This window comes from Bacillus sp. CD3-5, assembly GCF_006349665.1.
Taxonomy (GTDB): Bacteria; Bacillota; Bacilli; order Bacillales; family Bacillaceae_G; genus Bacillus_A; species Bacillus_A paranthracis.
In genome coordinates this window covers 16,825-40,233 of record NZ_VEPX01000012.1, presented here as the reverse complement: position 1 = coordinate 40,233, position 23,409 = coordinate 16,825, and the positions used below count along the sequence as shown (strand labels likewise).

At 34.7% G+C, this 23,409-nt stretch carries 23 protein-coding genes; 2 read left to right on the top strand and 21 right to left on the bottom strand.

All coding sequences use genetic code 11. From position 1 onward, the window contains the following. Window positions 1–19 precede the first annotated feature (19 nt). The 19 genes from ftsX to FH036_RS20395 form a co-directional block, all read right to left on the bottom strand. Window positions 20–913 carry a permease-like cell division protein FtsX gene (gene ftsX, locus FH036_RS20485; protein ID WP_000645019.1) on the bottom strand — a complete coding sequence of 298 codons (894 nt, stop codon included), beginning with the start codon at window positions 911–913 and terminating at the stop codon, window positions 20–22. Beyond that, a complete protein-coding gene (gene ftsE, locus FH036_RS20480) occupies window positions 903–1,589 on the bottom strand; it encodes a cell division ATP-binding protein FtsE (RefSeq protein WP_000594318.1) in 687 nt (228 codons plus the stop codon). The genes ftsX and ftsE overlap by 11 nt, the downstream gene beginning before the upstream one ends. A 289-nt stretch (window positions 1,590–1,878) precedes the next feature. Then, window positions 1,879–2,202, bottom strand: coding sequence for a cytochrome c551 (gene cccB / locus FH036_RS20475; RefSeq protein ID WP_000727968.1), 324 nt, complete (start codon window positions 2,200–2,202; stop codon window positions 1,879–1,881). Window positions 2,203–2,645: 443 nt separating this feature from the next. Beyond that, window positions 2,646–3,744, bottom strand: a protein-coding gene (prfB, locus tag FH036_RS20470) for a peptide chain release factor 2 (RefSeq protein ID WP_096001716.1) whose coding sequence is annotated in 2 segments (ribosomal slippage) — window positions 2,646–3,671 and window positions 3,673–3,744 — 1,098 coding nt in all. Because the reading frame shifts where the segments join, the coding sequence is not laid out codon by codon here. Between the two features lie 144 nt (window positions 3,745–3,888). Next, entirely contained in the window at window positions 3,889–6,396 is a 2,508-nt protein-coding gene (gene secA, locus FH036_RS20465; protein WP_000579366.1) for a preprotein translocase subunit SecA, read from the bottom strand. A 504-nt stretch (window positions 6,397–6,900) separates the two neighbouring features. After that, entirely contained in the window at window positions 6,901–7,428 is a 528-nt protein-coding gene (locus tag FH036_RS20460; RefSeq protein WP_041184268.1) for a hypothetical protein, read from the bottom strand. A 41-nt stretch (window positions 7,429–7,469) separates the two neighbouring features. After that, on the bottom strand, window positions 7,470–8,108 hold the full coding sequence (locus FH036_RS20455; RefSeq protein ID WP_000371028.1) for an ATP-binding cassette domain-containing protein: 639 nt from the start codon (window positions 8,106–8,108) through the stop codon (window positions 7,470–7,472). Between the two features lie 3 nt (window positions 8,109–8,111). Then, window positions 8,112–8,867: a hypothetical protein gene (locus tag FH036_RS20450; protein WP_041184269.1), complete on the bottom strand. Its 756-nt coding sequence runs from the start codon at window positions 8,865–8,867 to the stop codon at window positions 8,112–8,114. A gap of 71 nt (window positions 8,868–8,938) precedes the next feature. Next, window positions 8,939–9,634 carry a hypothetical protein gene (locus tag FH036_RS20445; protein WP_139896180.1) on the bottom strand — a complete coding sequence of 232 codons (696 nt, stop codon included), beginning with the start codon at window positions 9,632–9,634 and terminating at the stop codon, window positions 8,939–8,941. Next, window positions 9,621–10,409 (bottom strand): hypothetical protein, encoded by a 789-nt coding sequence (locus FH036_RS20440; protein ID WP_000120066.1) that lies wholly within the window; start codon window positions 10,407–10,409, stop codon window positions 9,621–9,623. Before FH036_RS20440 ends, FH036_RS20445 begins: the two co-directional genes overlap by 14 nt. A 31-nt stretch (window positions 10,410–10,440) precedes the next feature. Further along, window positions 10,441–11,010, bottom strand: a complete 570-nt coding sequence (locus FH036_RS20435; RefSeq protein WP_000691998.1) for a hypothetical protein — start codon at window positions 11,008–11,010, stop codon at window positions 10,441–10,443. A 117-nt stretch (window positions 11,011–11,127) separates the two neighbouring features. After that, a complete protein-coding gene (locus tag FH036_RS20430) occupies window positions 11,128–11,610 on the bottom strand; it encodes a hypothetical protein (protein ID WP_000023378.1) in 483 nt (160 codons plus the stop codon). Window positions 11,611–12,018: 408 nt separating this feature from the next. Beyond that, the gene (gene hpf, locus FH036_RS20425) at window positions 12,019–12,561 is read right to left on the bottom strand and encodes a ribosome hibernation-promoting factor, HPF/YfiA family (RefSeq protein WP_000671192.1); all 543 of its coding nucleotides are present in this window, start codon (window positions 12,559–12,561) and stop codon (window positions 12,019–12,021) included. A gap of 321 nt (window positions 12,562–12,882) precedes the next feature. Further along, a complete protein-coding gene (gene cspC / locus FH036_RS20420) occupies window positions 12,883–13,080 on the bottom strand; it encodes a cold shock protein CspC (protein ID WP_001162041.1) in 198 nt (65 codons plus the stop codon). 126 nt (window positions 13,081–13,206) lie between these two features. Further along, entirely contained in the window at window positions 13,207–13,911 is a 705-nt protein-coding gene (locus tag FH036_RS20415; protein WP_041184158.1) for a ComF family protein, read from the bottom strand. Beyond that, entirely contained in the window at window positions 13,911–15,260 is a 1,350-nt protein-coding gene (gene comFA / locus FH036_RS20410) for an ATP-dependent helicase ComFA (protein ID WP_000879438.1), read from the bottom strand. The genes FH036_RS20415 and comFA overlap by 1 nt, the downstream gene beginning before the upstream one ends. Window positions 15,261–15,387: 127 nt before the next feature. Then, the gene (locus tag FH036_RS20405; RefSeq protein WP_041184270.1) at window positions 15,388–16,803 is read right to left on the bottom strand and encodes a C40 family peptidase; all 1,416 of its coding nucleotides are present in this window, start codon (window positions 16,801–16,803) and stop codon (window positions 15,388–15,390) included. Window positions 16,804–16,951: 148 nt separating this feature from the next. After that, window positions 16,952–17,266 carry a winged helix-turn-helix transcriptional regulator gene (locus FH036_RS20400; protein WP_000400857.1) on the bottom strand — a complete coding sequence of 105 codons (315 nt, stop codon included), beginning with the start codon at window positions 17,264–17,266 and terminating at the stop codon, window positions 16,952–16,954. Between the two features lie 173 nt (window positions 17,267–17,439). Next, window positions 17,440–18,282 carry a DegV family protein gene (locus FH036_RS20395; protein ID WP_113712271.1) on the bottom strand — a complete coding sequence of 281 codons (843 nt, stop codon included), beginning with the start codon at window positions 18,280–18,282 and terminating at the stop codon, window positions 17,440–17,442. Window positions 18,283–18,521: 239 nt separating this feature from the next. Between FH036_RS20395 and FH036_RS20390 the strand changes: the two genes are divergently transcribed. Both FH036_RS20390 and FH036_RS20385 read left to right on the top strand, forming a co-directional pair. Further along, window positions 18,522–19,157, top strand: a complete 636-nt coding sequence (locus FH036_RS20390) for a YigZ family protein (protein WP_000926680.1) — start codon at window positions 18,522–18,524, stop codon at window positions 19,155–19,157. A gap of 74 nt (window positions 19,158–19,231) precedes the next feature. Next, entirely contained in the window at window positions 19,232–20,359 is a 1,128-nt protein-coding gene (locus FH036_RS20385; protein WP_000392773.1) for an LCP family protein, read from the top strand. 33 nt (window positions 20,360–20,392) lie between these two features. On the opposite strand, the gene wecB is transcribed toward FH036_RS20385, so the two are convergent. Both wecB and FH036_RS20375 read right to left on the bottom strand, forming a co-directional pair. After that, a complete protein-coding gene (gene wecB, locus FH036_RS20380; RefSeq protein WP_000140134.1) occupies window positions 20,393–21,508 on the bottom strand; it encodes a non-hydrolyzing UDP-N-acetylglucosamine 2-epimerase in 1,116 nt (371 codons plus the stop codon). 74 nt (window positions 21,509–21,582) lie between these two features. Then, window positions 21,583–22,953, bottom strand: coding sequence for a UDP-glucose dehydrogenase family protein (locus tag FH036_RS20375; protein WP_139896179.1), 1,371 nt, complete (start codon window positions 22,951–22,953; stop codon window positions 21,583–21,585). Window positions 22,954–23,409: the final 456 nt, after the last annotated feature.

The following is a 23,409-nucleotide window of genomic DNA, read 5'->3' as shown; positions in this document are numbered from 1 at the left end:
GAATTATGTTTGCAACTTTTTATACTTTTAAGAAGCGACGAATTGACATTACACTTCCCCACATACCGATTAAAGCCCCGATTAACACTAGTAAACCAGCTAATTGGAATACGAATGGGCTGTATGGTAGAAGTTCGAAAATTGTTCCGCCAAGTTTTTCGTTAAACACACCTTGCAACGAATTATACGTAACTAGAATTAAGCCAATTGGAATAATTGATCCTAATACTCCTAGGAATAATCCCTCTAATAAGAACGGCCAACGAATAAACCAGTTTGTTGCACCTACAAGTTTCATAATTTCGATTTCTGTACTACGAGCATAAATTGTAATTTTAATTGTATTAGAGATTAAGAACATCGCTGTGAATAAAAGACCAGCAATTAACACAATCCCGATGTTACGACCAGTTTTTACAGTATCAAATAATCGTTCAACTTGCCCTTTTCCGTACTGAACATTACTTACAAACTGCATTTTTTCAATCTTTTTCGCAATTGTTGCTGTATCTGTTGGTTCTTTTGCTTTTACAACGAATACGTTTTTAAGTGGGTTATCTTGTTCAAATAACTCAAATGTCTTTCCGCTATCGCCTAAGCTTTTAATTAAACGTTTTAACTCTTCTTCTTTAGAAGAATATTTAATAGAGTCTACTTTTGCAATCTTACTCATATCATCTTCTAATTTCTTTTGATCAGCTTCTTTTGCTGCTGGATCAATGTGTACACGAATTTCTACATCTTGCTCTACTTTCGTCGCAAAATGGTTCATATTCATAATCGCTGTTAAAAAGACACCTACAAGTAATAATGTAACTGTTACTGCACTAACAGAAGCAAACGTCATCCATCCGTTACGTGATAGATTCTTTACACCTTCTCGCAAATGTCGACTAAGGGTCTTAGCCTTCATATCCGTATCCTCCCTCCATCTCATCTCGAACAATTTTTCCGCCTTCAATCGCGATTACACGATGACGGATTGTATTTACGATATCTGCGTTATGTGTCGCCATAACGATCGTTGTACCACGCTCATTAATGCGCGTGAAAATCTTCATAATATCAAGAGCTGTTTCAATATCTAAGTTACCTGTTGGCTCATCGGCAATTACAACCTTTGGTCTATTAACAATTGCTCTCGCAATCGCAACACGTTGCTGCTCCCCGCCTGAAAGTTCGCTTGGAAGTGCGTCTGCACGATCTTCAAGACCTACAAGACCTAACACTTCTGTTACACGCTCACGAATTGCATCTGGCTCTTCTTCAATTACTTCTAAGGCAAACGCAACATTCTCATATACCGTTAATTTAGGTAGTAATTTAAAGTCTTGGAAAATCACGCCTAATTGACGACGGAAATATGGAACGTCTCTTTCTGCTAATGACTCGATAGTAAGACCATTTACATTAATTGATCCTGTAGATGGCTTCTCTTCACGATACATCATTTTAATAAATGTAGATTTTCCGGCTCCACTCGGTCCAACTACGTATACAAACTCGCCTTGTTTAATGTTAACTGTGAGACCAGCAATGGCTTTCATACCATTCGGGTACTCCTTATAAACATTCGTCATTTTTATCATTATTTATCACCCAATACTTAATGATTTTTTTCGAAATACTTTTCTGTACATTTGAAAATAAAAGCTAAACCTTTATTCTCTTTTAAACCACTCTTGTTGAAGGTAGTCTACTTATACTCTTTTTCTAAGCAATACTACTCTATGTAATATATTTCAGCAAAATTCTACAAACCTCATTGTAACATCAAACGGTTTCCAGTTTGGATACATTTTTGTTACAGTTATGTTACATTCCAAAAAAAGGGAAACGAGTTGATTATATGAATCAACTCGTCCATTTTACCCCTTTTTATTTATGTTCAGCTAACCACTCAGCTACTTTTTTCGCATCTTCACCTTGAATAAGTCCTGGCGACATTGAACCGCGACCTTTTTTAATAATTTCTTCGATATCTGCAGCGTCGTACTTCCCGCCTACTTTTCTTAAATCAGGTCCAGTTGCTCCTGATAAATCTGTTGCGTGACACCCAGCACAACTTCTTTGGAAAATTTGTTCTGCACTGTCTGTACTTGCAGACTGGTTCGAAGGCTTACTCTCTTCTTTATTTCCACACGCTCCTAAAGCAAAAACGACTGATGTTCCTAGCGCAATAGCCAATAATTTCTTTTTCACTTCTATCGCTCCCCATTGTTGATATTCTTTTCATTCCTAACACACTCATTTTCATTATAAGCATTATCTTTATATAGAAAAACTAAGGTATATTTCATATTCTTCAAAAATAAAGTGAGAACCCTAATGATATAAAGCTTTTATAAGTTGTTTCAATTCTGTGAACAACTTATAAACTTCTATAAAGGATTCTTTTTGAACGGGAATTTAGAAAAATTCTGTAGAAAGCCTTACTCTATTGCCAATCTGTTTTACTATTTTCTACTTTTTACAAAACAATATACAACATTGTATGCTACATATAATCCCATCAAAAAGAGAAGTTGTCGTTTCCAACTTCTCTTCCTCTGTACTTCATCCATATAAATAAAATAGCACTCTTTATGTCCTCTATATCCTCAACGTGCGCCAACAATTTTGTTGGCTTTTTTTCACTTAGCTTATTAGATGCGAGAACGTAAGTAAGCATCAATAAATGGATCAATTTCTCCATCCATAACTGCTTGCACATTACCAACCTCTGTATTTGTACGGTGGTCTTTCACAAGAGAATATGGGTGGAATACGTAAGAACGGATTTGGCTACCCCATCCGATTTCTTTTTGTTCTCCGCGAATTTCATCTAACTCCGCTTGTTGCTCTTCTAATTTCTTTTGATATAATTTCGCTTTTAACATCTTCATCGCATGCTCACGGTTTTTAATTTGAGAACGCTCTGACTGACACGTTACAACCGTATTTGTCGGTGTATGCGTAATACGAACTGCTGAATCTGTCGTATTAACGTGCTGTCCACCCGCTCCACTTGCACGATACGTATCAATTTTCAAGTCTTCTGTACGCACTTCAATTTCAACTTCATCATTGAACTCAGGTACAACTTCACAAGATACGAACGATGTATGACGACGGCCTGAAGAATCGAATGGTGAAATACGTACAAGACGATGTACACCTTTCTCAGCTTTTAAGTAACCGTAAGCGTTATGACCTTTAATTAATAAAGTAACGCTCTTAATACCAGCTTCATCACCTGGTAAGTAGTCAACAGTTTCTACTTTAAACCCACGTTTTTCAGCCCAACGTGTGTACATACGTAGTAACATAGAGCCCCAGTCTTGTGACTCTGTTCCACCAGCACCTGGGTGTAATTCTAAAATGGCGTTATTTTTATCATAAGGATCGCTAAGTAGTAACTGCAGCTCATACTCATTCATTTCTTGAATTAAGCCTTTTACTTCTGATTCAAGTTCCTCATGTAAATCTTCATCATACTCTTCTTTTAAAAGCTCATGCGTAATTTCTAGGTTTTCGAACGTCTCATCTAGCTGACGGAACTTTCCAACCATATCTTTCAGTGCATTTGCTTCGTTAATTACAGCTTGTGCGCCTTGTTGGTCATCCCAAAATCCTGCGCCCATCATTTTCTCTTCTAATTCTGCAATTTGTTTCTCCTTAGTAGGGAGGTCAAAGAGACCCCCTAAAAGCCGCTAATCTCTTAGCCATTTTCTCTAATTCCTGTCTAATTTCTACTAATTCCATTTCCTTCACCTCTATGTAATTGCTGTTACTTTCGTATGAAAACAAGGGAAACTCTCTCCACTTATGACGGAGAGAGTTTAATCCTTCTTAATTATACATTTTTGATGTAAAAGTTTGCAAAGCAGCCTGGGCTACCGCCCTATATTACTTCCCAATGCCACAGCAGTTTTTATATTTTTTACCGCTACCACATTTACATAAATCGTTGCGGCCCACTTGGTCACCTTTTACAACTGGTTTTTTCTTCGCCTCTTCGCCATCGCTAGATGGGTGAACAGCTTCACCTTGAACAACTTCTTGACGCTCTAAGTTTTGTTCAATTTCAGCCTTCATAATGTAACGAGAAATTTCCTCTTCAATAGAAGCAATCATTGATTCGAACATTGCGAATCCTTCCATTTGATACTCACGAAGTGGATCAATTTGACCGTAAGCACGTAAATGAATACCTTCACGAAGGTGATCCATCGCATCGATATGCTCTGTCCATTTCGTATCTACAACACGGAATACAACAACTTTTTCGAATTCACGCATTTGCTCTTCTGGCATAAGCTTCTCTTTTTCGTTGTAACGCTCTATTAATTTCGCGATAATTGGCTCGCTCATTTCCTCTGGAGCAAGGCGACGTAATTCTTCTTCTTTCACATCTCCTTCTTGCAGAAGGTTCGTATTTAAGTAGTCAACAAGACCTTTAATGTTCCAATCTTCTTCAATTTCCTCTTGTGTATGAAGTGCAACCGCACGCTCTACTGTAGATTTCATCATACCTTCAATAATACCGCGTAAGTTCTCAGACTCCATTACCTCTTGACGCTGTTTGTAAATAACTTCACGTTGCTGACGAAGTACATCATCATATTGTAGTAACTGCTTACGTGCATCATAGTTATTTCCTTCTACACGTTTTTGCGCAGATTCTACTGCACGAGAAACCATTTTACTTTCGATTGGCTGAGAATCATCCATACCAAGGCGATCCATCATCGCTTTCATATTATCAGAACCGAAGCGACGCATTAGTTCATCTTCCATTGATAAGTAGAACTGCGTAACACCTGGGTCCCCTTGACGACCAGCACGACCACGTAACTGGTTATCAATACGACGACTTTCGTGACGCTCTGTACCGATAACGGCTAAACCAACGTTTTTCACATCGTCTCCAAGCTTAATATCTGTACCACGACCTGCCATGTTCGTCGCAATCGTTACAGCGCCTTTTATACCTGCTTCTGCAATGATATCCGCTTCACGCGCATGGTTTTTCGCATTTAAGATGTTATGACGTACACCTTTACGTGTTAACATTTTTGAAATAAGTTCTGACGTTTCGATCGCAACTGTACCGACAAGAACTGGTTGCCCTTGTTTATGACGATTTACAATATCCTCAACAACAGCATTAAATTTACCTTCCATTGATTTGAAGATTAAATCTGCACGGTCATCACGAATAATCGGTTTGTTCGTTGGAATTACGATAACGTTCATATTATAAATGTTACGGAATTCCTCTTCCTCTGTTTTCGCTGTACCAGTCATACCAGATAACTTTTCGTACATACGGAAGTAGTTCTGGAATGTAATTGTCGCAAGCGTCATACTTTCATTTTGAATTTCTACGCCTTCTTTTGCCTCGATAGCTTGGTGTAACCCTTCGCTATAACGACGACCTTTCATAAGACGACCAGTAAATTGGTCTACAATTACGATTTCGCCTTCTTGTACAACATAATCTGTATCACGATGCATAACAACGTGCGCACGAAGTGCCTGATTAATATGGTGAAGAAGCGCTACATGTTTTAAATCAAATAAGTTTTCAATATGGAAAGCTTTCTCCGCTTTCGTAATACCATCTTCTGTTAACATTACATTTTTCGTCTTCACATCAAATGAATAATCTTTTTCATTTTCTAACGTACGAACGAATGCATTTGCAAACATGTACAGCTCTGTTGATTTTTGAGCTTGTCCAGAAATAATAAGTGGCGTACGCGCTTCATCGACTAAGATAGAATCGACTTCATCGATAATAGCAAAGTGCAGTGGGCGTTGAACGCACTGCTCTTTATATAAAACCATGTTGTCACGTAAGTAATCGAATCCAAGCTCATTATTTGTGCTATACGTAATATCAGCAGCATAAGCCTCTTGTTTCTCTTCGCGTGACATACTGTTTAAATTAATTCCTACTGTTAATCCTAGGAACTCATGAAGTTGTCCCATTTCGCTCGCATCACGTTGCGCTAAGTATTCATTGACTGTAACAACGTGAACACCTTTTCCTGTTAAAGCATTTAAATATACAGGTAATGTAGATGTTAACGTTTTACCTTCACCCGTTTTCATCTCAGAGATATTCCCTTCATGTAAGGCAATACCACCCATTAACTGTACACCATACGGACGCATTCCAAGAACACGAGTCGCAGCTTCACGAACAACCGCAAAAGCTTCAGGTAGTAGATCATCTACTGTTTCACCTTTTGTTAGACGTTCTTTAAATTCAAGCGTCTTCCCTTTTAATTGTTCATCAGTTAATGGCTTAATAGATGGCTCTAATGCATCAATTTGCTCAACTGTCTTCTGCATACGTTTAATTTGGCGTTGATTTACATCAAATACCTTTTTTAAAATACCGATCATAGGAAATACGCTCCTCTTTTTTATTAAAATAAAACTTCCGATTGTTTTTCTTTTTCTCTATTACAATCAGTCGTTATAAAAATCAAATGTATGTTATGCCAATTTTTCTCCTAATTAAAAAAACTAAAATGTATATACCTAATGATAATTGTAACACTTGTCTTATAACTATGACAACAATCGGCAAAATGTCGGGCCTTATATTCAAAAAAAGTTTTTATTTTATTTGTTACGTTCCTTTTCTCTGTCTCGCTATTTCAATTTCACGTTACAAATTTCGTATTAAATCTAAGTCCTATTCTTTCAAGTTTCCTTTTAAAGAACATGACTACCAGAAATTCCTTAATAAAATCTAAATCGACAATTACAAAAAGCCGGAAATTTCGCAGGTGCAGCATCCATGGATACTTACACCTGCAAAAAAACTCCGACTTTAAAAAATATTGTTATGTTGCAAGATCTACAAACACCATTAAAATATAGCTGTACCAATCATAAATTTTATTAATTTATCGGTATTTCTAATTCATGATACTTCCCTTTCTGATCCTTCATAAAAGAAATGAATTTCACTTTAGTTGATTCATTTGAAAAGTTTTTATAATTTTTATAAGGATCATCTCCTATAAAATAATTTGTCCCTATATATCCTCGCACTGTTTTGCCAGCAGGTATTACAGGCTCAAACTGATATTTTTCAGGTAATTCCATTGAATATGGAATTACATTATAAAACTCTCCTATTTTAGAATAAAACATTGTATTAGAAATAGATTTATTACTAAGCAAATTAATATCCCGATTCGTTGTATTTGTAATATCTAAAGGTAATACATACGTCACTACTTCACGGTCTTCATAAGGATCATAAACTTTTGTAGGATCCAGAGGATTAAGTGCATGAAAAGTAACTCCTTGCCCATCTTCAAAAGTTCTATTAGATAAAAACTCATCTTTTACCACTTTATAAGATTCATTATTAAGATTTAATGTTTTAAATCTTAATAAACTAGCAAATATACATAGCAACAGACACAATCCAACGCTTATTAAGACATATTTTCTTGTCACTCTTAATCTACCAACTTTCCATTATTAACATGTACAATACGATCTACCATTTCATTATCTAGAACATGCACATCATGACTGGCTACAACAATAGTCGTTCCTTTAGACTTTTCTACTTTCAAAATATCCAAAACATCTTTTATCCCATCACTATCTAAAGCATTCGTTGGCTCGTCTAATAACAATAGTATTGGTTGCTCCATTAAAGCTTGCGCTATCCCTAAACGTTGTTTCATACCTAAAGAGTATCTTTTATACTTTCTCTTATCTGTTTTATCAAGTCCAACCCTTTGAATAATATTATAAATTTCCTCATCAGATATTTTATTGTTAATCGATGATAAAAACTTCAAGTTCTGAAAACCAGTATACCCTGGAATAAAACTTGGATATTCAATCAATATCCCCATAGAATCAGGGAATTGCTTTTGTTTTCCAATCATTTCATTATCTATATAAACAACTCCAGAATTTAAACGCATTAATCCTGATATAGCACGTAAAATCATTGTTTTACCAGAACCATTATGCCCCTTCAAAACTAAAAACTCTCCTTTTTTTACTGACAAACTAATATTATCTAACACAATATTTCCCTTTAATCTTTTCGTCATACATTCACATTTAATATAATTGTCCATAAATTATTCACCTATCACATCTAGTTTTTTAAAACAAAAACTACCTAATAAAATCATTACAACAACAATTACTACTCCTATTAGAAGTAAATCATTCCATTGAATAGATTGATTATTACCTAAAGTCAATTGAATTGAACTGTGATCAACAAAATACCAACGATTTGGCATAACAAAAGATCCTAAAAAATAAATACTATGAAAGAAAATAGACAAAAATAGGTACAACAACATTAGTACAAAAACAATAGTTATTGGTATATAGAACGTTAAAAGCTCAAAAATTAAAGCTAATAAAAAGCTGATAATGATTTGAATTAGCATAGTACCTAATATCTTATAAGGAAATTGACTATATAAAGAACTCTCGCCATAAGGAAGCAAATAGTACACCGTAAACCAAATAAAATACATAACAACCCAAATACAAACTATGTAAAAAAACAAAGATAGCATTTTCGTTAACCACAGAAAATGCTTCTTCTTAACACGAGGAAATAAATAAACACCATTCTGTTGAATATCTGAAAGGGCAAACTTCCCTACTAGCAACAAAGGAACGATTTGAAAGAATATCCAATAAAAAGGGATAGAAAATCGCCCCTCCTTATAAAAATAAGATAAATCCACAAAGTCTACTCCATGAAAAAATCGATAAAAGGTAACATCTACTAATACAGTTTCTTTACCATTACTAAGAGGCTGATTGTATAAAAAAGTAACTACAATCATAGCGTAAATTAAGAATAAAAAAGCCATTATCTTGATGGAATCTCGAAACCTTACATGTAAATCTCTTTTTAACAAATAATATAAAATCATAATGTAAACTAGATCACCTCTGTCTCATCATTCATAGAAATATAACTTTTTTTAGATAAAATCCATACACTTATAAAAAAGATAAAAAAACATCCAAATAAGCGTATAAGTAAACCAGTAGCATCTTCAAACACATTTATATAAAAAGCATTTGTAAATAAAAATCCATGTAATATAAATCTATCTAATAAAACAGCAGTAATCATACATATTATTACAAGTAAACTAGGTAAAAATAATTGCAAGAAAGCACTTATCATGCATATAAAAATATTCGCAAATAGTTGAATGCAAAATAATAATGGATAATTTACATCAACACTAGTTACAGCCATCATATTCGACATCAAAAACAACTGTAAAATCATACTCCCAGCAAAAAAGCAAACAAAAACAATTAGTTTCAAATAATAAATAGAAACTAATTTCAATGCATTATTCACTCGATACACTACATAAATACTAAAAAAATTTGACATAGAATATACAGAAAAAACGATAGTTAAAGGAATAAATATGGTCGACAAATTATAAAACGATATAACCTTATACAAGGTTTCCAATTCGTTCATTTTCTCTTTTACAATTCCAGGTTCAAAATAATTGAACAAACAACCTATGATACTGACATTAAGTAAAAAAAGAATACTTAACCAAATATATTTCATCCTTATAGTTTCTTTCATTACATTATAAAAGAACATGCTTCCTACTCCCCCGTAAATAAAGAACTACAGAACAAAACCAAATACATAACAATACACTAAGAAAAATTTTTAATTCAAAAAAGCCGAGATCTTTAATTAAATAATCTTTAGGATTGAGAATTCCCTTTCCAATACCAAGCCAAAAAATATGTAAAATAAATGGCACTAAATAAATAAAATAAACTCGTTTTATAAAAAACGAAACTGATAAAGCCAAACTTGACAAAACCGCACCGTATAAACCATTTAAAAATACATACATAAGAAAATATAAAGTAGGATACTCATAATAAACCGTATGAAATTGAGCTGTTGGTGAAACAGTAGCAGCCATATAATTTAATACCGGATGCGGAGCAACTGTTGGATAAGTCATTGCATATAAATAAAAGTTAAATAGTAAAGGGACACTTATAATAAAGAAAGATACAATAAAATTAATAAAATAAAGTAGCTTAAAATAATAACCCGTTCCCATTTTAGAAATAACAGGATAAATAAATCCATAATTTTTATCGATTCTATAAATCCCTGCTACAGCCATTGCAGAGATTATAGGAAATATAAGTAGATAAAACTCACTATAAAATGGTAATCTAGTAAAATATAAAATATTAGATAAATATGGTGATACCTTTATAATCCCAGTATCATTAAATCCTTTAGTTGTTACTAGCATAGAAATATATTGAGCAGTAATAATTACTAACATAATAAATAAAGACAACCAAAACATTTTACCTTTTAAAATCCTTCTTAAAAAGTAACTCATCTACAGCTCCTCCATAAACCATTAATGAAATTCAAATCTTTTTTAATATGAACAGTTGATCCGCAACACCATAACATTTATTTTCTTTATTTAACCAGATGTAACGAAAAGAAACATTTGCTCTCTCTCCTTCAAATTTAGGAAACTCAACTTCATACTGATAAACATCATTTGTACCTTTTCTTTTTACACTCTTAACTTCTTGTTTCCACCGAATTATTTTTCCATCAATTTGTTCAATCCGTCCCAAAAGATACGTTGGTTTTTTCTTATTCGTAACACCTGTCAAAAAAACATAATAATTTTCTGGTATAACTCCTGACTTTATTTTTTTATTTGAAAGATTATCTTTTATTGCAATATCATTTCTATCTATTTGCCCTTGAAAGAAATCATCACCAGTTTCATTTTCCAAAAATACTTGTTCAAAAACAGTATTTTTATTAATTTCTTTCAACTGAATACTTTTCAAATTATCTTTTTCCGTTAAAGTATCTTCAATATTTACAATAGGTTCATCTACTTTCTTATGGCAAGAGGCTAATAAACAAATAATCAATATAAAACAACAGAATAAAATATATTTTGAAATAATCTTCATTGCAGCCCCTCCTATTCAAAAAATGAAATAGTAGAAAAAGTCGTATAATCCAGATGATGAACTAGACGACTTTTTCTAACGTTACACAATAAATAATTTTAATTTATAATTTCTAAATCAATATTCAGTGTAAGGTCCACTAGGTCTTACACTATCAGGGCTCCAAGCAGTAGGATAAGCATTATTTTCTCTAGAATAACCACCGAATCTCACAGGTACATTTTTTCCATAGTTTTCATATGCGTAATTTTGGAAAAGATACGTTTTACCTGGTCGCACCGTTCCTTCATGCTTACCTGACTCACCTGAAACATTTACCCAATCTCTATCACCTTTACCTTTATTTTTATCTGCTTCTGTCCAAACGTTGAAAGAACCACCGCCCTTTTCACTACTCTTCACACGCATATACATAGAAGTAGGTGTCTCTTTAGGACGTGCATTAGTATAATCATATGCATTCCAAAGTCTAAAGGTAAATTCTACATGATCATCCCTTGTATCAGCATTAGCTGGTTCGGTTAAAACGAAAGTACTAGCTAAAATACCTAAAGATAAAACAGATCCAAGCATGAAACGACTTTTTTTCTTAATGCTCACTAAAAGCACCTCCGATAATTTGTAGCATTATATTGATTTTATTTTTTCACTGGAGTAATAGAATCCATATAATACGATATTATAGTAACAACACCTCAACATACCTTCAATTGATTTCAGAATATTTAATATTACTTTTACACTTGCGAACATTTTGTTAAATTTTCAAAAACAATAATATACTCCTAGCAAAGAATTACTTGTAAAGATAGCTACATTCCTATGCTTGTTCCAAATAATAACGAGTAACTCACTTCTCTAAGTTTTGAATTTTCTCATGCGATTTTAACGAAATAATGCCTAAAATCACTTCTTAATGAAATCGGCTACTTACAAAGTTTTTTAACCTTGCTGCGAAAAATAAAAATACAAAAAAAGCGCAGCCATTTCGGCTGCGCTTTTGAATTATTATTTAGTTTCAATTAAACCATATTTCCCATCTTTACGGCCATATACAACGTTAGTTTCATTTGTATCAGCATTTGTGAAGACGAAGAAATTATGTCCTAGCATATCCATTTGTAGGATTGCCTCTTCAACGTCCATCGGTTTTAAATCGAATCGTTTTGTACGTACAAGTTCTAGTTCATCCTCTTCTACCTCATCCAGAACAGCTACTGTTTCTGGAAGGATAAAGTTCGTTTTCATAGAACCTTTCTCACGTAACTTACGATTTACTTTTGTTTTATGTTTACGAATTTGTCGCTCAAGTTTATCAACTACTAAATCGATAGCAGCGTACATATCACTATTAGTTTCTTCTGCACGAAGTAATAAATCAGTAAATGGAATTGTTACCTCGACACGTTGCTTGTCAGAGTATACTTTTAAATTAACTTTAATCTCTGGGAATGTATCAAAATAACGCTCTAACTTACTTAGTTTTTTCTCTACATATTCCTTTAATGCTGGAGTTACTTCAATATTTTCACCACGAATGTTGAATTTCATAGATGAATTCCTCCTTTCAAGCCTATGTACTATAATTTCGACACCGGCTTAAAAACTCCTTCTAACTTTTTTAAAAAAATTAGTGGAATTGCGATTTTTTTATCGTTTTTTGTTGAAATGAAAAGATGCATCGTTTCTATCTTTATTTTATCCTATTAACATCGTGAATAACGAATATAACTGTGGACAATTCGTTACAGAAAAGAAACAACTTTTTGACAACTCCATTCATAACAAAAACCCCTTGCAAAAAAACAAGAGGTTCTACCATATATATAACGTTGCCACAAGCGCAGCTTTCTCTTCCCAAAAACAATATACCTACAGTTTTACAACATTAGCTGCTTGCGGTCCACGTGCTCCCTCTACAATATCAAACTCAACTTGTTGCCCTTCTTCTAATGACTTATATCCATCTTGTTGAATAGCAGAAAAATGAACAAACACATCATCACCGTCTTCACGCTCAATAAACCCAAATCCCTTTTCTGCATTGAACCATTTTACTCTTCCTTGCATGTTCATTCCATTCCCTTCACTCTAAAAATCAGGGCATTTGCCCCATAATTTCACTATAACGAATGACAACATACGAAGTCAAAGAAGACTTATCGTCTTTTTATTATCTCTTTCGACAGTTACAGATTAACTTCTACAAAGCGTCAAACTAGAAACTTCGCTTGCTCCTTTATCATAGAAAAGACTTCCAATTTGTCTCACTGTAATTCCTGTCGTATATACATCATCAACAAGTAAAATGTGTTGACCATGAAACATCTCTTCTCTCTGAAAATAAAAAGGATTACTTCCCGAAAGCCTTTCTTTACGCGATTTCTTACTTTGCTTTTCTGTGTCCTTCCTTCTTAATGATGAATAAAAATTTTTGACAGGCAAACATGCTGCTAATAACTCTGCTTGATTAAAACCTCGTTCATATTCCCGTTCCCTACTAAGCGGAACAGCAATAACGGTTGAAACGTCCGTAAAATACTTTTGAAATAACTCCCGAAAAGATTGATAAAAAATATGAACTAACTCCGCATCACCTCGAAACTTAAACTGCGCTAGTATACCTTTCATATCATCATTGTACACGTACAACGAACGATTTTTAAAAGGACGATATCCTTCCTCATTCCTCCATCTTACACAGTCCATGCAAATATCATTTTCTTTATATCGGGTAGGTAAGTCATCTAAAGGACGACCACAATCCATGCAAATTCCTCCTATAATATAGGAAAGTTTTTGCTCACATCTATCACATACATATTTTTGGTGGGACTTTACAAAGAAGGTGTACCAACTAACTGTTTCCACCATATACTCATCACAAAGTAAACAATGCATTAATCGATCAATCCTTGTTCTTTCGCATTTTTGTTCATACTTTGAATATGTTTTTTCGCACGTACCATTGCCTCTGTCTTACCGTAATGAAAATACATAACCTCACCATATGGCTCTTCAAAACTACGCCCCGCTCGGCCTGCAATTTGTACGAGCGCACTCTCTGAAAAAATTTCTTCTTCAGCTCCTAACACAGCCACTTGTAAGTTCTTCACAGTTACTCCTCTTTCTAAAATTGTCGTTGTAACTAATAACGGAATGTCTCCCTTTCTGAAAGATGCTACTTTTTCTTTTCTCATCGAATCTTCTGCATGCACGCCATCGATTCTATTATCCAACCCTTTCAACAACTGACTTATTTCTTCTATATATCGCACATGAGGAACAAATAAAAAAATAGGATACTTTTTATTTAAGTTCATTTTTAACCATTGTAGTAACACGCGAGGAATTTTTCTATGATGGAGGCTTTTCTTCCAATTTCCGCACCAACTAAATAGAGGAACTGGTAACGGGTGACGATGGTATCGTCCTGACACAATAACACCTTTTTGTTTCCCCTTTCTGAAATTACGCTTCCACTTTTCATCAGGGGTTGCAGTTAAATAAATACGCGCTGCTTTCTCTTTCATTGCTTGCCTAACTGCATACTGTAACATTTGATCTGCATGATACGGGAAGGCATCAATCTCATCTACAATCATCACATGAAACGCTCTATAGTAACGTAACAGTTGGTGAGTCGTTGCAACGACTAACGCTGCATCTTTTTTATGATCTACACTCCCTCCGTATAAAGCAGCTACAGTTATACTTGGAAACACTTCTTGTAATCTCGGCGCTAATTCCAGTACAACGTCAGTCCTTGGCGTTGCGATACAAACTCTTTCTCCTTTTTGGAGCGCCTCTTCTATACCGTAAAATAACATTTCTGTTTTTCCAGCCCCGCACACAGCCCAAATAAAAAAAGATTCTTTCTGCTTAATCGCTTCTATAACTCCTTGCGCCGCCAACTCCTGACCAATCGATAAAGCCCCATTCCACTGTAATGGATTTAGCTCCCTGTCTCCGTTTCTTTCATGAATCCCGCGAACAAGTACAGTACATTCGCTAACTCTCCCCATCGTGATACACTTCCGGCAATACGCGCATGCTTTACCGCACCTTTTACATAAAAATGATGCAAATAGCCGCTTCTCTATATTTCCGCAGCGCTGACATATATATTTAGAAGTATTCTTTGTTATACCTTGTACACATACAACCTCTCCCTTCTTTTTCAAATCACTTAATTCTCTCCGTAAATCTGAAGAGAGTTCTTCTAATAGCAACTGTTTTCCAGCAAGCATTAGCACTCACCTCCAGCACTACTATAAGCCTTTCTTATAATCTCGTAAAAACGCAAAAAAGCCGATAACCTACTTATAAAATAGTAAGCTATCGACTTTATACACATGTTTTATTCGATTATAAATCCTAGAATCTACCGTATCCTAAGAAATGTTTTTGGTTGTAGCTACTGCTTAAGCTAGAGTAAGCAATCCCTTTGTCACCAGCATGAATCATTTGGCCATTGCCAACGTAAATACCAATGTGAGATGGACCTGGTTTATAAGTACCTTGGAAGAATACTAAATCTCCAGGTTGTGGGCTACTTACTTTAGAAACTGAATTCCAGTAACCTGCAACGTCTTGACGACCTACACCGAATACGTAAGAAATGAATCCACTACAGTCAAAACCACCGTTTGATGGAGATGCACTTCCCCAAACATATGGTAAGCCTAAGTATTGTTGCGCTTTACCAATTACGCCAGGAGCTGGAGCTGGGCCTGGTGTCGGTTCTGGTTTTTTATCTTCTTTTTTAGGTGCTTCTTTTTTAGGCTCTTCCTTTTTAGGTGCTTCTTTTTGAGCTTGTCCACCGTTGTTTGCTGGTGCCGCTGGCTGAGCAGGTGCCACTTGTGCTGGTTGAGCTTGCGCATCTTTAGCAGCTTGCTCTGCTTGTTTTTGAGCAGCAGCTTCTTGTGCAGCTTTTTCTTGCGCTTCTTGTTCAGCAATACGTTGTAATTGTAATGCTTGTTTTTCAAGATCTTTCAATTGACTTTCCGTACTTGTCATTGAAGTTACAACTGTATCCATTTTACCGCTTAAATCGTTTACTGCCGCTGCTTTTTTCTCTTTTTCAGCGTCAAGTTCTTTCTTAGCAGTTTCAATTTGAGCTTGTGCTTCTTTTAATTCTTTTTGCTTTGTTTTTACCGTTTCAACATCTTTTTTCACGTTCGCTTGATCTTCTTGTTGTGTTTTCATGATATCTTCGTCAGACTCAAGAATTTTAGAAACAGAAGTTAAACGATCAACTAAATCTGCAACGTTTTTAGAGTTTACAAGAACTTCTGTTACAACGTTTGTGTTTGGTTGCTCTTGAAGTGCAACTAAACGTTTTCTTAATAACTCTTCACGTTTTGCAATTTTCGTTTGTAATTCTGCAATATCTTTATTTTTCTTTTCGATTAATTGCTCAGTGTCCGCAACTTTTTTCGTTGTTTCATCAAGCTTTGCAGCATTCTCTTGAACAGACTTATCTAAACCTTGAATTGTTTTGTTTAAGTCATTCATTTGTTTTTGTAATTCATCACGTTCTTGTTGTTGTTTATGTAAAGTGTCATTTTGTGTATTAATTTGTGATTTCACGTCAGAAATTTTATCTTCAGCAAATACATTTGGTGTTAGTCCTGAAAACATTAACCCTGCCACTAATGCGCAAGATGCCATTTTTAGCTTTTTCATTTTATTTTTTACACCGCTTTCTTTTTTCTTTTTCCGTATATAACCTATAAAATTTATACCATAATTCGGGATTTTTTTTGCTAATGTTACGCTTTTGTAAAACAAATGTAATATTATATGTAACACTATCGCAAAATATGCATATTTTTGTACGTATGTGTAGAATTTTAAATACTTTTTTGTAAGCAAAGAAAAAAACGCAAGGTTTCCCTTACGTTTTATTAAATATACTAATACGGATGAAATCAAAACGTTATTTCATCCATTTCTCAGCCCAATTTTGGACTTCATCCATAACACTTTCTAACGCTTTTCCCTTGTCCGTTAAGCCGTACTCGATTCGAACTGGTACTTCTGGATAAACATTACGAACTACAATGCCTTCGCTTTCCAATTCCTTTAAACGCTCTGATAACATACGATCGCTCATATTCGGTATAATATCTGCGATTTCTCTAAAACGTTTTGACTCTTCCAGCAAAGATTTAATAATTAAGCCAGTCCATTTCTTACTAAGCAAAGTAAAAGCTGACTCAAACTTTGGACATAAACAAGAATTATGCTCCATATGTTTCACCTCTCTTCTATTATAATATAGTTTCTTGTAAAAAGTAAGTTATAAAACTTTCCTCATTATTTTATTTTACGTACATTTTACCATTTCCAAATATTAACTTGTCAACTTCACGTAAAATATCCGTAAAAAAACCCTCTTCCGAAAGAGAGCTTTTTATATCTTTATTACTTCGTATACCATCCAAGACCTAGTGCACCTTCACCTAAATGCGTTCCAATTACAGCACCGAAATACCCTGTGCGGATTGTAACATGAGGATATTTTGCTTCTAATTCTGCCTTCCATTCATTCGCTTCCTCTTCACGTTGTGCATGAATGATAACTGCTTCCATAGGTAAACCTTTACTTGCTTGCTCATCAAAAATTTCAATGATACGTTTTAGCGCTTTTTTACGCGTACGAATCTTTTCAAACGGGATAATGATTTTGTCCCTAAAATATAAAACCGGCTTTACTTGTAACAGACTACCGATGAAAGCTTGCGCACTATTTAATCGGCCTCCACGTTGTAAATGGTGTAAATCATCTACTACAAAATAAGCGTCCATCGTTTTCTTCATTTCATCAAAACGGGCGATAATCTCTTTTGGATCCTTCCCTTCGCTTGCTAGCTTTGCACCTTCACGCACGTAGAATCCTTGTACTTCACAACTAATTTCAGAGTCGTACGTATATACATCAATACCCTCTACCATTTGACCAGCTGTCGTTGACGTTTGATATGTACCACTAATCCCACTTGAAAGATGAATGCTAATAACTGCATCATAATCCTTAGATAATTCTTCATATAGCTCAACAAACTTTCCGATTGCTGGTTGAGAAGTTTTTGGAAGTTCTTCTTGCTCACGTACTTTTACATAAAAATCATCTGCTGAAATTTCAGCTTCTTCTTGATAAGATTCCGTTCCAAACACAACGTTTAATGGAATCATATATATATTGAGTTCATCACGAATATGCTTCGGTATATATGCTGTACTATCAGTAACAATAGCTGTTTTCATTTTCGTACCTGCCTTATAAAAAAGTTTTTATTTCCTAATTTTACACGAAAACTAAAAATGGTGCATCCATACATGAAAATGCGGGTTTGAAATTATACTCATCATCTCGACAAATTACAACAAAAAGGTAAAACACTCACCAAAAATTTCAGCTTATTTATAAAAAATGTTTGAATATAAAAACGCCCGCTTTTAAAATGTAAAGTACTAGTCATTTTGATGGATAGGAGCGTATACAAGTGTTATTACAATATTTAACAATAAAAGACTACGGTGAACACGAAATTGTCATTCAAAAATCAAGATTCATCTGTTATGTTAGTCGTGCTACAACCGAAGAAGAGGCTCAAGAATTCATACAAAAAATCAAAAAACAAAACTGGAATGCAACACATAATTGTTCTGCTTATTTAATTGGCGAACAAGATCAAATTCAAAAAGCAAATGATGATGGTGAACCTAGCGGTACAGCTGGCGTACCTATGTTAGAGGTACTAAAAAAACGCGGTTTAAAAGATACCGTCGTTGTCGTTACCCGCTATTTTGGTGGCATCAAACTGGGCGCTGGTGGATTAATTCGCGCATATGGAAAATGTACAAGCGAAGGCATTAATCATGTCGGTGTTGTCGAGCGAAAATTAATGCGTGTTATACAGACCGAAATTGATTACACATTACTTGGCAAAATTGAAAATGAATTACGCAATTCAAAATATGCCATTAAAGATATACATTACCTCGAAAATGTCACATTTGATACGTATGTAGAAGAAGATGGAAAACAAGCATTCACGGATTGGATGATTGAATTAACAAATGGGAAATGTACAATTACAGAAGGAGATATGTTGTACTTAGAACAAGATGTTATCTAAGAATAACTACTGTATCGCCTTTAAAGATTAATGTAGTGAATTAATTTCCTACAAATGAACTAAGGAGATTATATATGGAAGAACGTTATTATCATCTCCAAAATAGCAGAATAAAGAAGAAACGAAGAAGAAAGTTTTTCTACTTCCTTATTTTCTTATTTTTATTTGGTAGTGTAGGACTTTATATATTAAATTCCTACTCTTCTCTCATGGGGATGTATAGTGGTTTTACTCGTGAAAAATCGGATTTGAGAACCGAAGATGTAGAAATTACAAAGGAGCCTTTTACACTCCTTATTATGGGTATAGAAGATTATGCAACAGACGGCCAAAACGGTCGTACAGATTCATTAATGTTTGCGACAGTCAATCCGAAAACGCAAAAGATTTCGCTTATGAGTATTCCTCGGGATAGTCGCGTTCCAATTGTCGGAAAGAATAAAGAGGACAAAATTAACGCTGCGCATGCTTACGGCGGAGAAGAAATGGCAATCAAAACTGTCGAAGGTTTTCTAAAAGTGCCTGTCGACCATTATCTTAAAATTGATTTCCAAGGCTTTAAAGGTATTGTTGATGCTGTTGGCGGTGTGACTGTTGATGTCCCCTTCGACTTTTGGGAGCGTTCAGACGTGGATTACTACAAAAAAATCGAATTTAAGCAAGGACAACAAGAATTAAATGGTGAAGAAGCACTCGCTTACGTTCGTATGCGAAAGCAAGATCCGAATGGTGACTATGGTCGTGCCGCTAGACAAAGACAATTACTAGCTGCTGTTGTTCAAAAACTAAATTCCACCTCTACCGTATTTAAAATTAAAGATTTGACAGCAGTCGTTGGAAAATATATAAAAACTGACATTCCTATTTCTGATGGCCTTGCTCTTTACAAGAAACTTTCTGGGTTTGATCCTTCCACAATACAAACACTCAAACTTGAAGGAGAAGACAAAAAAATAGGTGGTATTTATTACTTCCTTCCAGATCCAAACGGTGTTGAGGCAGTACGTAACGAAATTAAAAAAGAACTAGGAGAAAAGGTAACCACGCAAGAAAATTCAACAACAAAAACGGAATCCACTCCTTCTTCAAATTCGAACTCTAACGAGAAAGCGAAGAAAGAAACGAATCAGAACAAAACACCAACTGATCCCCCTCCTTCTACGAATGCTCATGCAGAGTGGATTATGAGAAATCAGCAATAAAACAGCCAAATCGCATGCGATTTGGCTGTTTTTTTATTTATTAAAATGTTTTAAGATTGCTTCTACAATACGCTCTGATGCACGGCCATCACCGTACGGATTAGATGCTTTTGACATCTTATCATGAGCTTCTTTGTCTGATAACAACTCATCAGCAAGACTAAAGATTGTCTCTTCGTCTGTTCCCGCTAATTTCAACGTACCTGCTTCAATACCTTCTGGACGCTCTGTTGTATCACGAAGAACAAGAACCGGTACACCTAATGACGGAGCTTCCTCTTGTACACCACCAGAATCAGTTAGCATTAAGTATGAACGAGCTGCAACATTGTGGAAATCAATTACATCTAGCGGCTCAATTAAATGAATGCGGCCATGATCGCCTAAAATATCATTTGCAGTTTCACGAACAACAGGGTTCATATGAACAGGATACACAACTTGTACGTCTTCATGCTTATCAACAAGACGCTTAATTGCACGGAACATATTACGCATTGGCTCTCCTAGGTTTTCACGACGGTGAGCTGTCATAAGTACAAGACGATCACTTCCAAGTTTCTCTAGTACAGGATGACTATATGTTTCTTTTACAGTCGTTTTTAGTGCGTCAATCGCTGTATTTCCTGTTATGAAAATACGTGATTCATCTTTATTTTCTTTCTGTAAGTTCGTTGCTGATTTTGCTGTAGGTGAGAAATGAAGATCTGCCATTACGCCTGTTAATTGACGATTCATCTCTTCTGGGTATGGAGAATATTTATCCCATGTACGAAGTCCTGCCTCGACATGACCTACTGGAATTTGATTATAGAAAGCAGCTAAGCTTGCAATAAACGTTGTCGTCGTATCACCATGTACAAGTACGATATCCGGCTTTGCTTCTTTCATTACTTTATCCAAACCTTCTAAACCACGCGTTGTAATATCGATTAAAGTTTGGCGATCCTTCATAATATTCAAATCGAAATCTGGTGTAATTCCAAAGATACTTAATACTTGGTCTAACATTTGACGATGTTGTGCTGTTACAGTCACAATTGATTCAATTTTCTCTGGATGCTTTTGCAACTCTAATACAAGAGGTGCCATTTTAATTGCTTCTGGACGTGTCCCGAAAATTGTCATTACTTTTAAACGTTCAGTCATTTCATTGCCTCTTTTCTTTCACTAGTTACAAATCCTATTATGACATATAAGAATATACATGAATACATACCTTTTTAACGAATAACGGAAAAATCCCTCTTATGAATACTTTCTCTTCCAACAGAATAATAATCTATTCCCTGTTTCTTAACATCCTCATTAGTATAACAATTTCTTCCATCAAATAAAATAGGTTCTCTCATAAGTTGTACGTACTTTCCTAACGGATACGTTCGGATAGCCTCCCATTCTGTCACGATAAAAGCCGCACTCGCTCCTCTAATCGATTCATCTATACATTCGCTATATTGTATAGTCTCCCCAAAGATATTTTTCATATTTTGAATCGCCTTCGGGTCATATAGTACTATGTCTGCACCTATATTCATTAATTCTTGTATCATAATAAGGGACGGTGCGTCTCTTATATCATCTGTATTCGGTTTAAATGCTGCTCCCAGCACTGCAATTCGCTTCTTGTTCATATTTACTACTTTCTTCGCTTTCTCAATCAATAATAGCTGTTGTTTATTATTTACTTCAATAACGGCTTTTAACAAACGAAAATCATGTGCCACATTCCCTGCAATTTGCACAAGCGCTTTCGTATCTTTCGGAAAACACGATCCCCCGTAACCAATGCCCGCATTTAAAAAAGACGACCCAATTCTCTTATCCATTCCCATTCCTTTTGCAACATCTAATACATTAGCTCCTACCTTCTCACATATATTTGAAATTTCATTGATAAAACTAATTTTTGTCGCTAAAAAGGCATTCGATGCGTATTTAATCATCTCTGCACTTTTTATATCTGTAACATACGTTTGCAAATGTAATTTACTATATAAATTCTCAACTTTTCGCGCCGCTTCCTCATTATCAGCTCCAATTACAATACGATCTCCCTGAAAAAAATCGTAAATCCCTGAACCCTCCCGTAAAAATTCGGGATTCGATACAATATGTAACTCATGCCTATTTTGTAATGTCTCCTCAATCCATCCCCTCATAGCACCATTCGTCCCTACAGGAACAGTACTTTTTGTAACAACAATAATGTCTTTAGTCGCATATGCTCCAATATCAAAACATGCATTTTGAATATATGTTAAATCTGCTGTCCCATCTAATAACGATGGCGTTCCAACTGTAATAAATATAAATTCTGCATCATGAAATGCTTCTTCTTTACTTGTTGTAAAAGTTAAACGATTATTCTGACACGCATCATGTATTAATTCATATAAGCCAGCTTCATAAATAGGCAGATTCCCTTGTTTTATCCGTTCCATTTTCTCATCATTTATATCAAAACATGTAACCGAATGTCCCAATACTGCCAATCCTACTCCTGTAATCAATCCAACGTATCCGGTACCTATTATCGTAATTTTCATTTCCTTTTCGCACAGGAATATACAATAGAAAATATACGAATACATAGAATTTCCCCTGTGCTTCCCCCTCTCACATTAAAAATGAGAAAACTCTTTTACTTCTTTATTATATGAATTACTTTCTTCATTCTTTTTTAAGTTTTTGTAAAATTAAATATTGTCCATAAAACCAATAGAAATTTTACCGAGATTAAAGCTGCACGTTCAGGCTTGAAAAATTCCCACATTTTAACACGGAACTTACTCATTTCTACGTGTAACACTTATAATATTGAAATAAAATTATTCGCTATTAAAGAGAAAGAGAAAATGTCATATTCCAAAGCCCAATACGATTAACCTTCTCAAACGATTCAACATTCTGTATACCATTGTCATATATTCTATCTGCTTCCATTTACCATAAAACGAAAAAAAGATTGAATTCTAATCTTTTTGTGATACCATATGTTATGAGCCTGTAAATAAACATCATAATTTTCAGATAAATATATTTAAAAA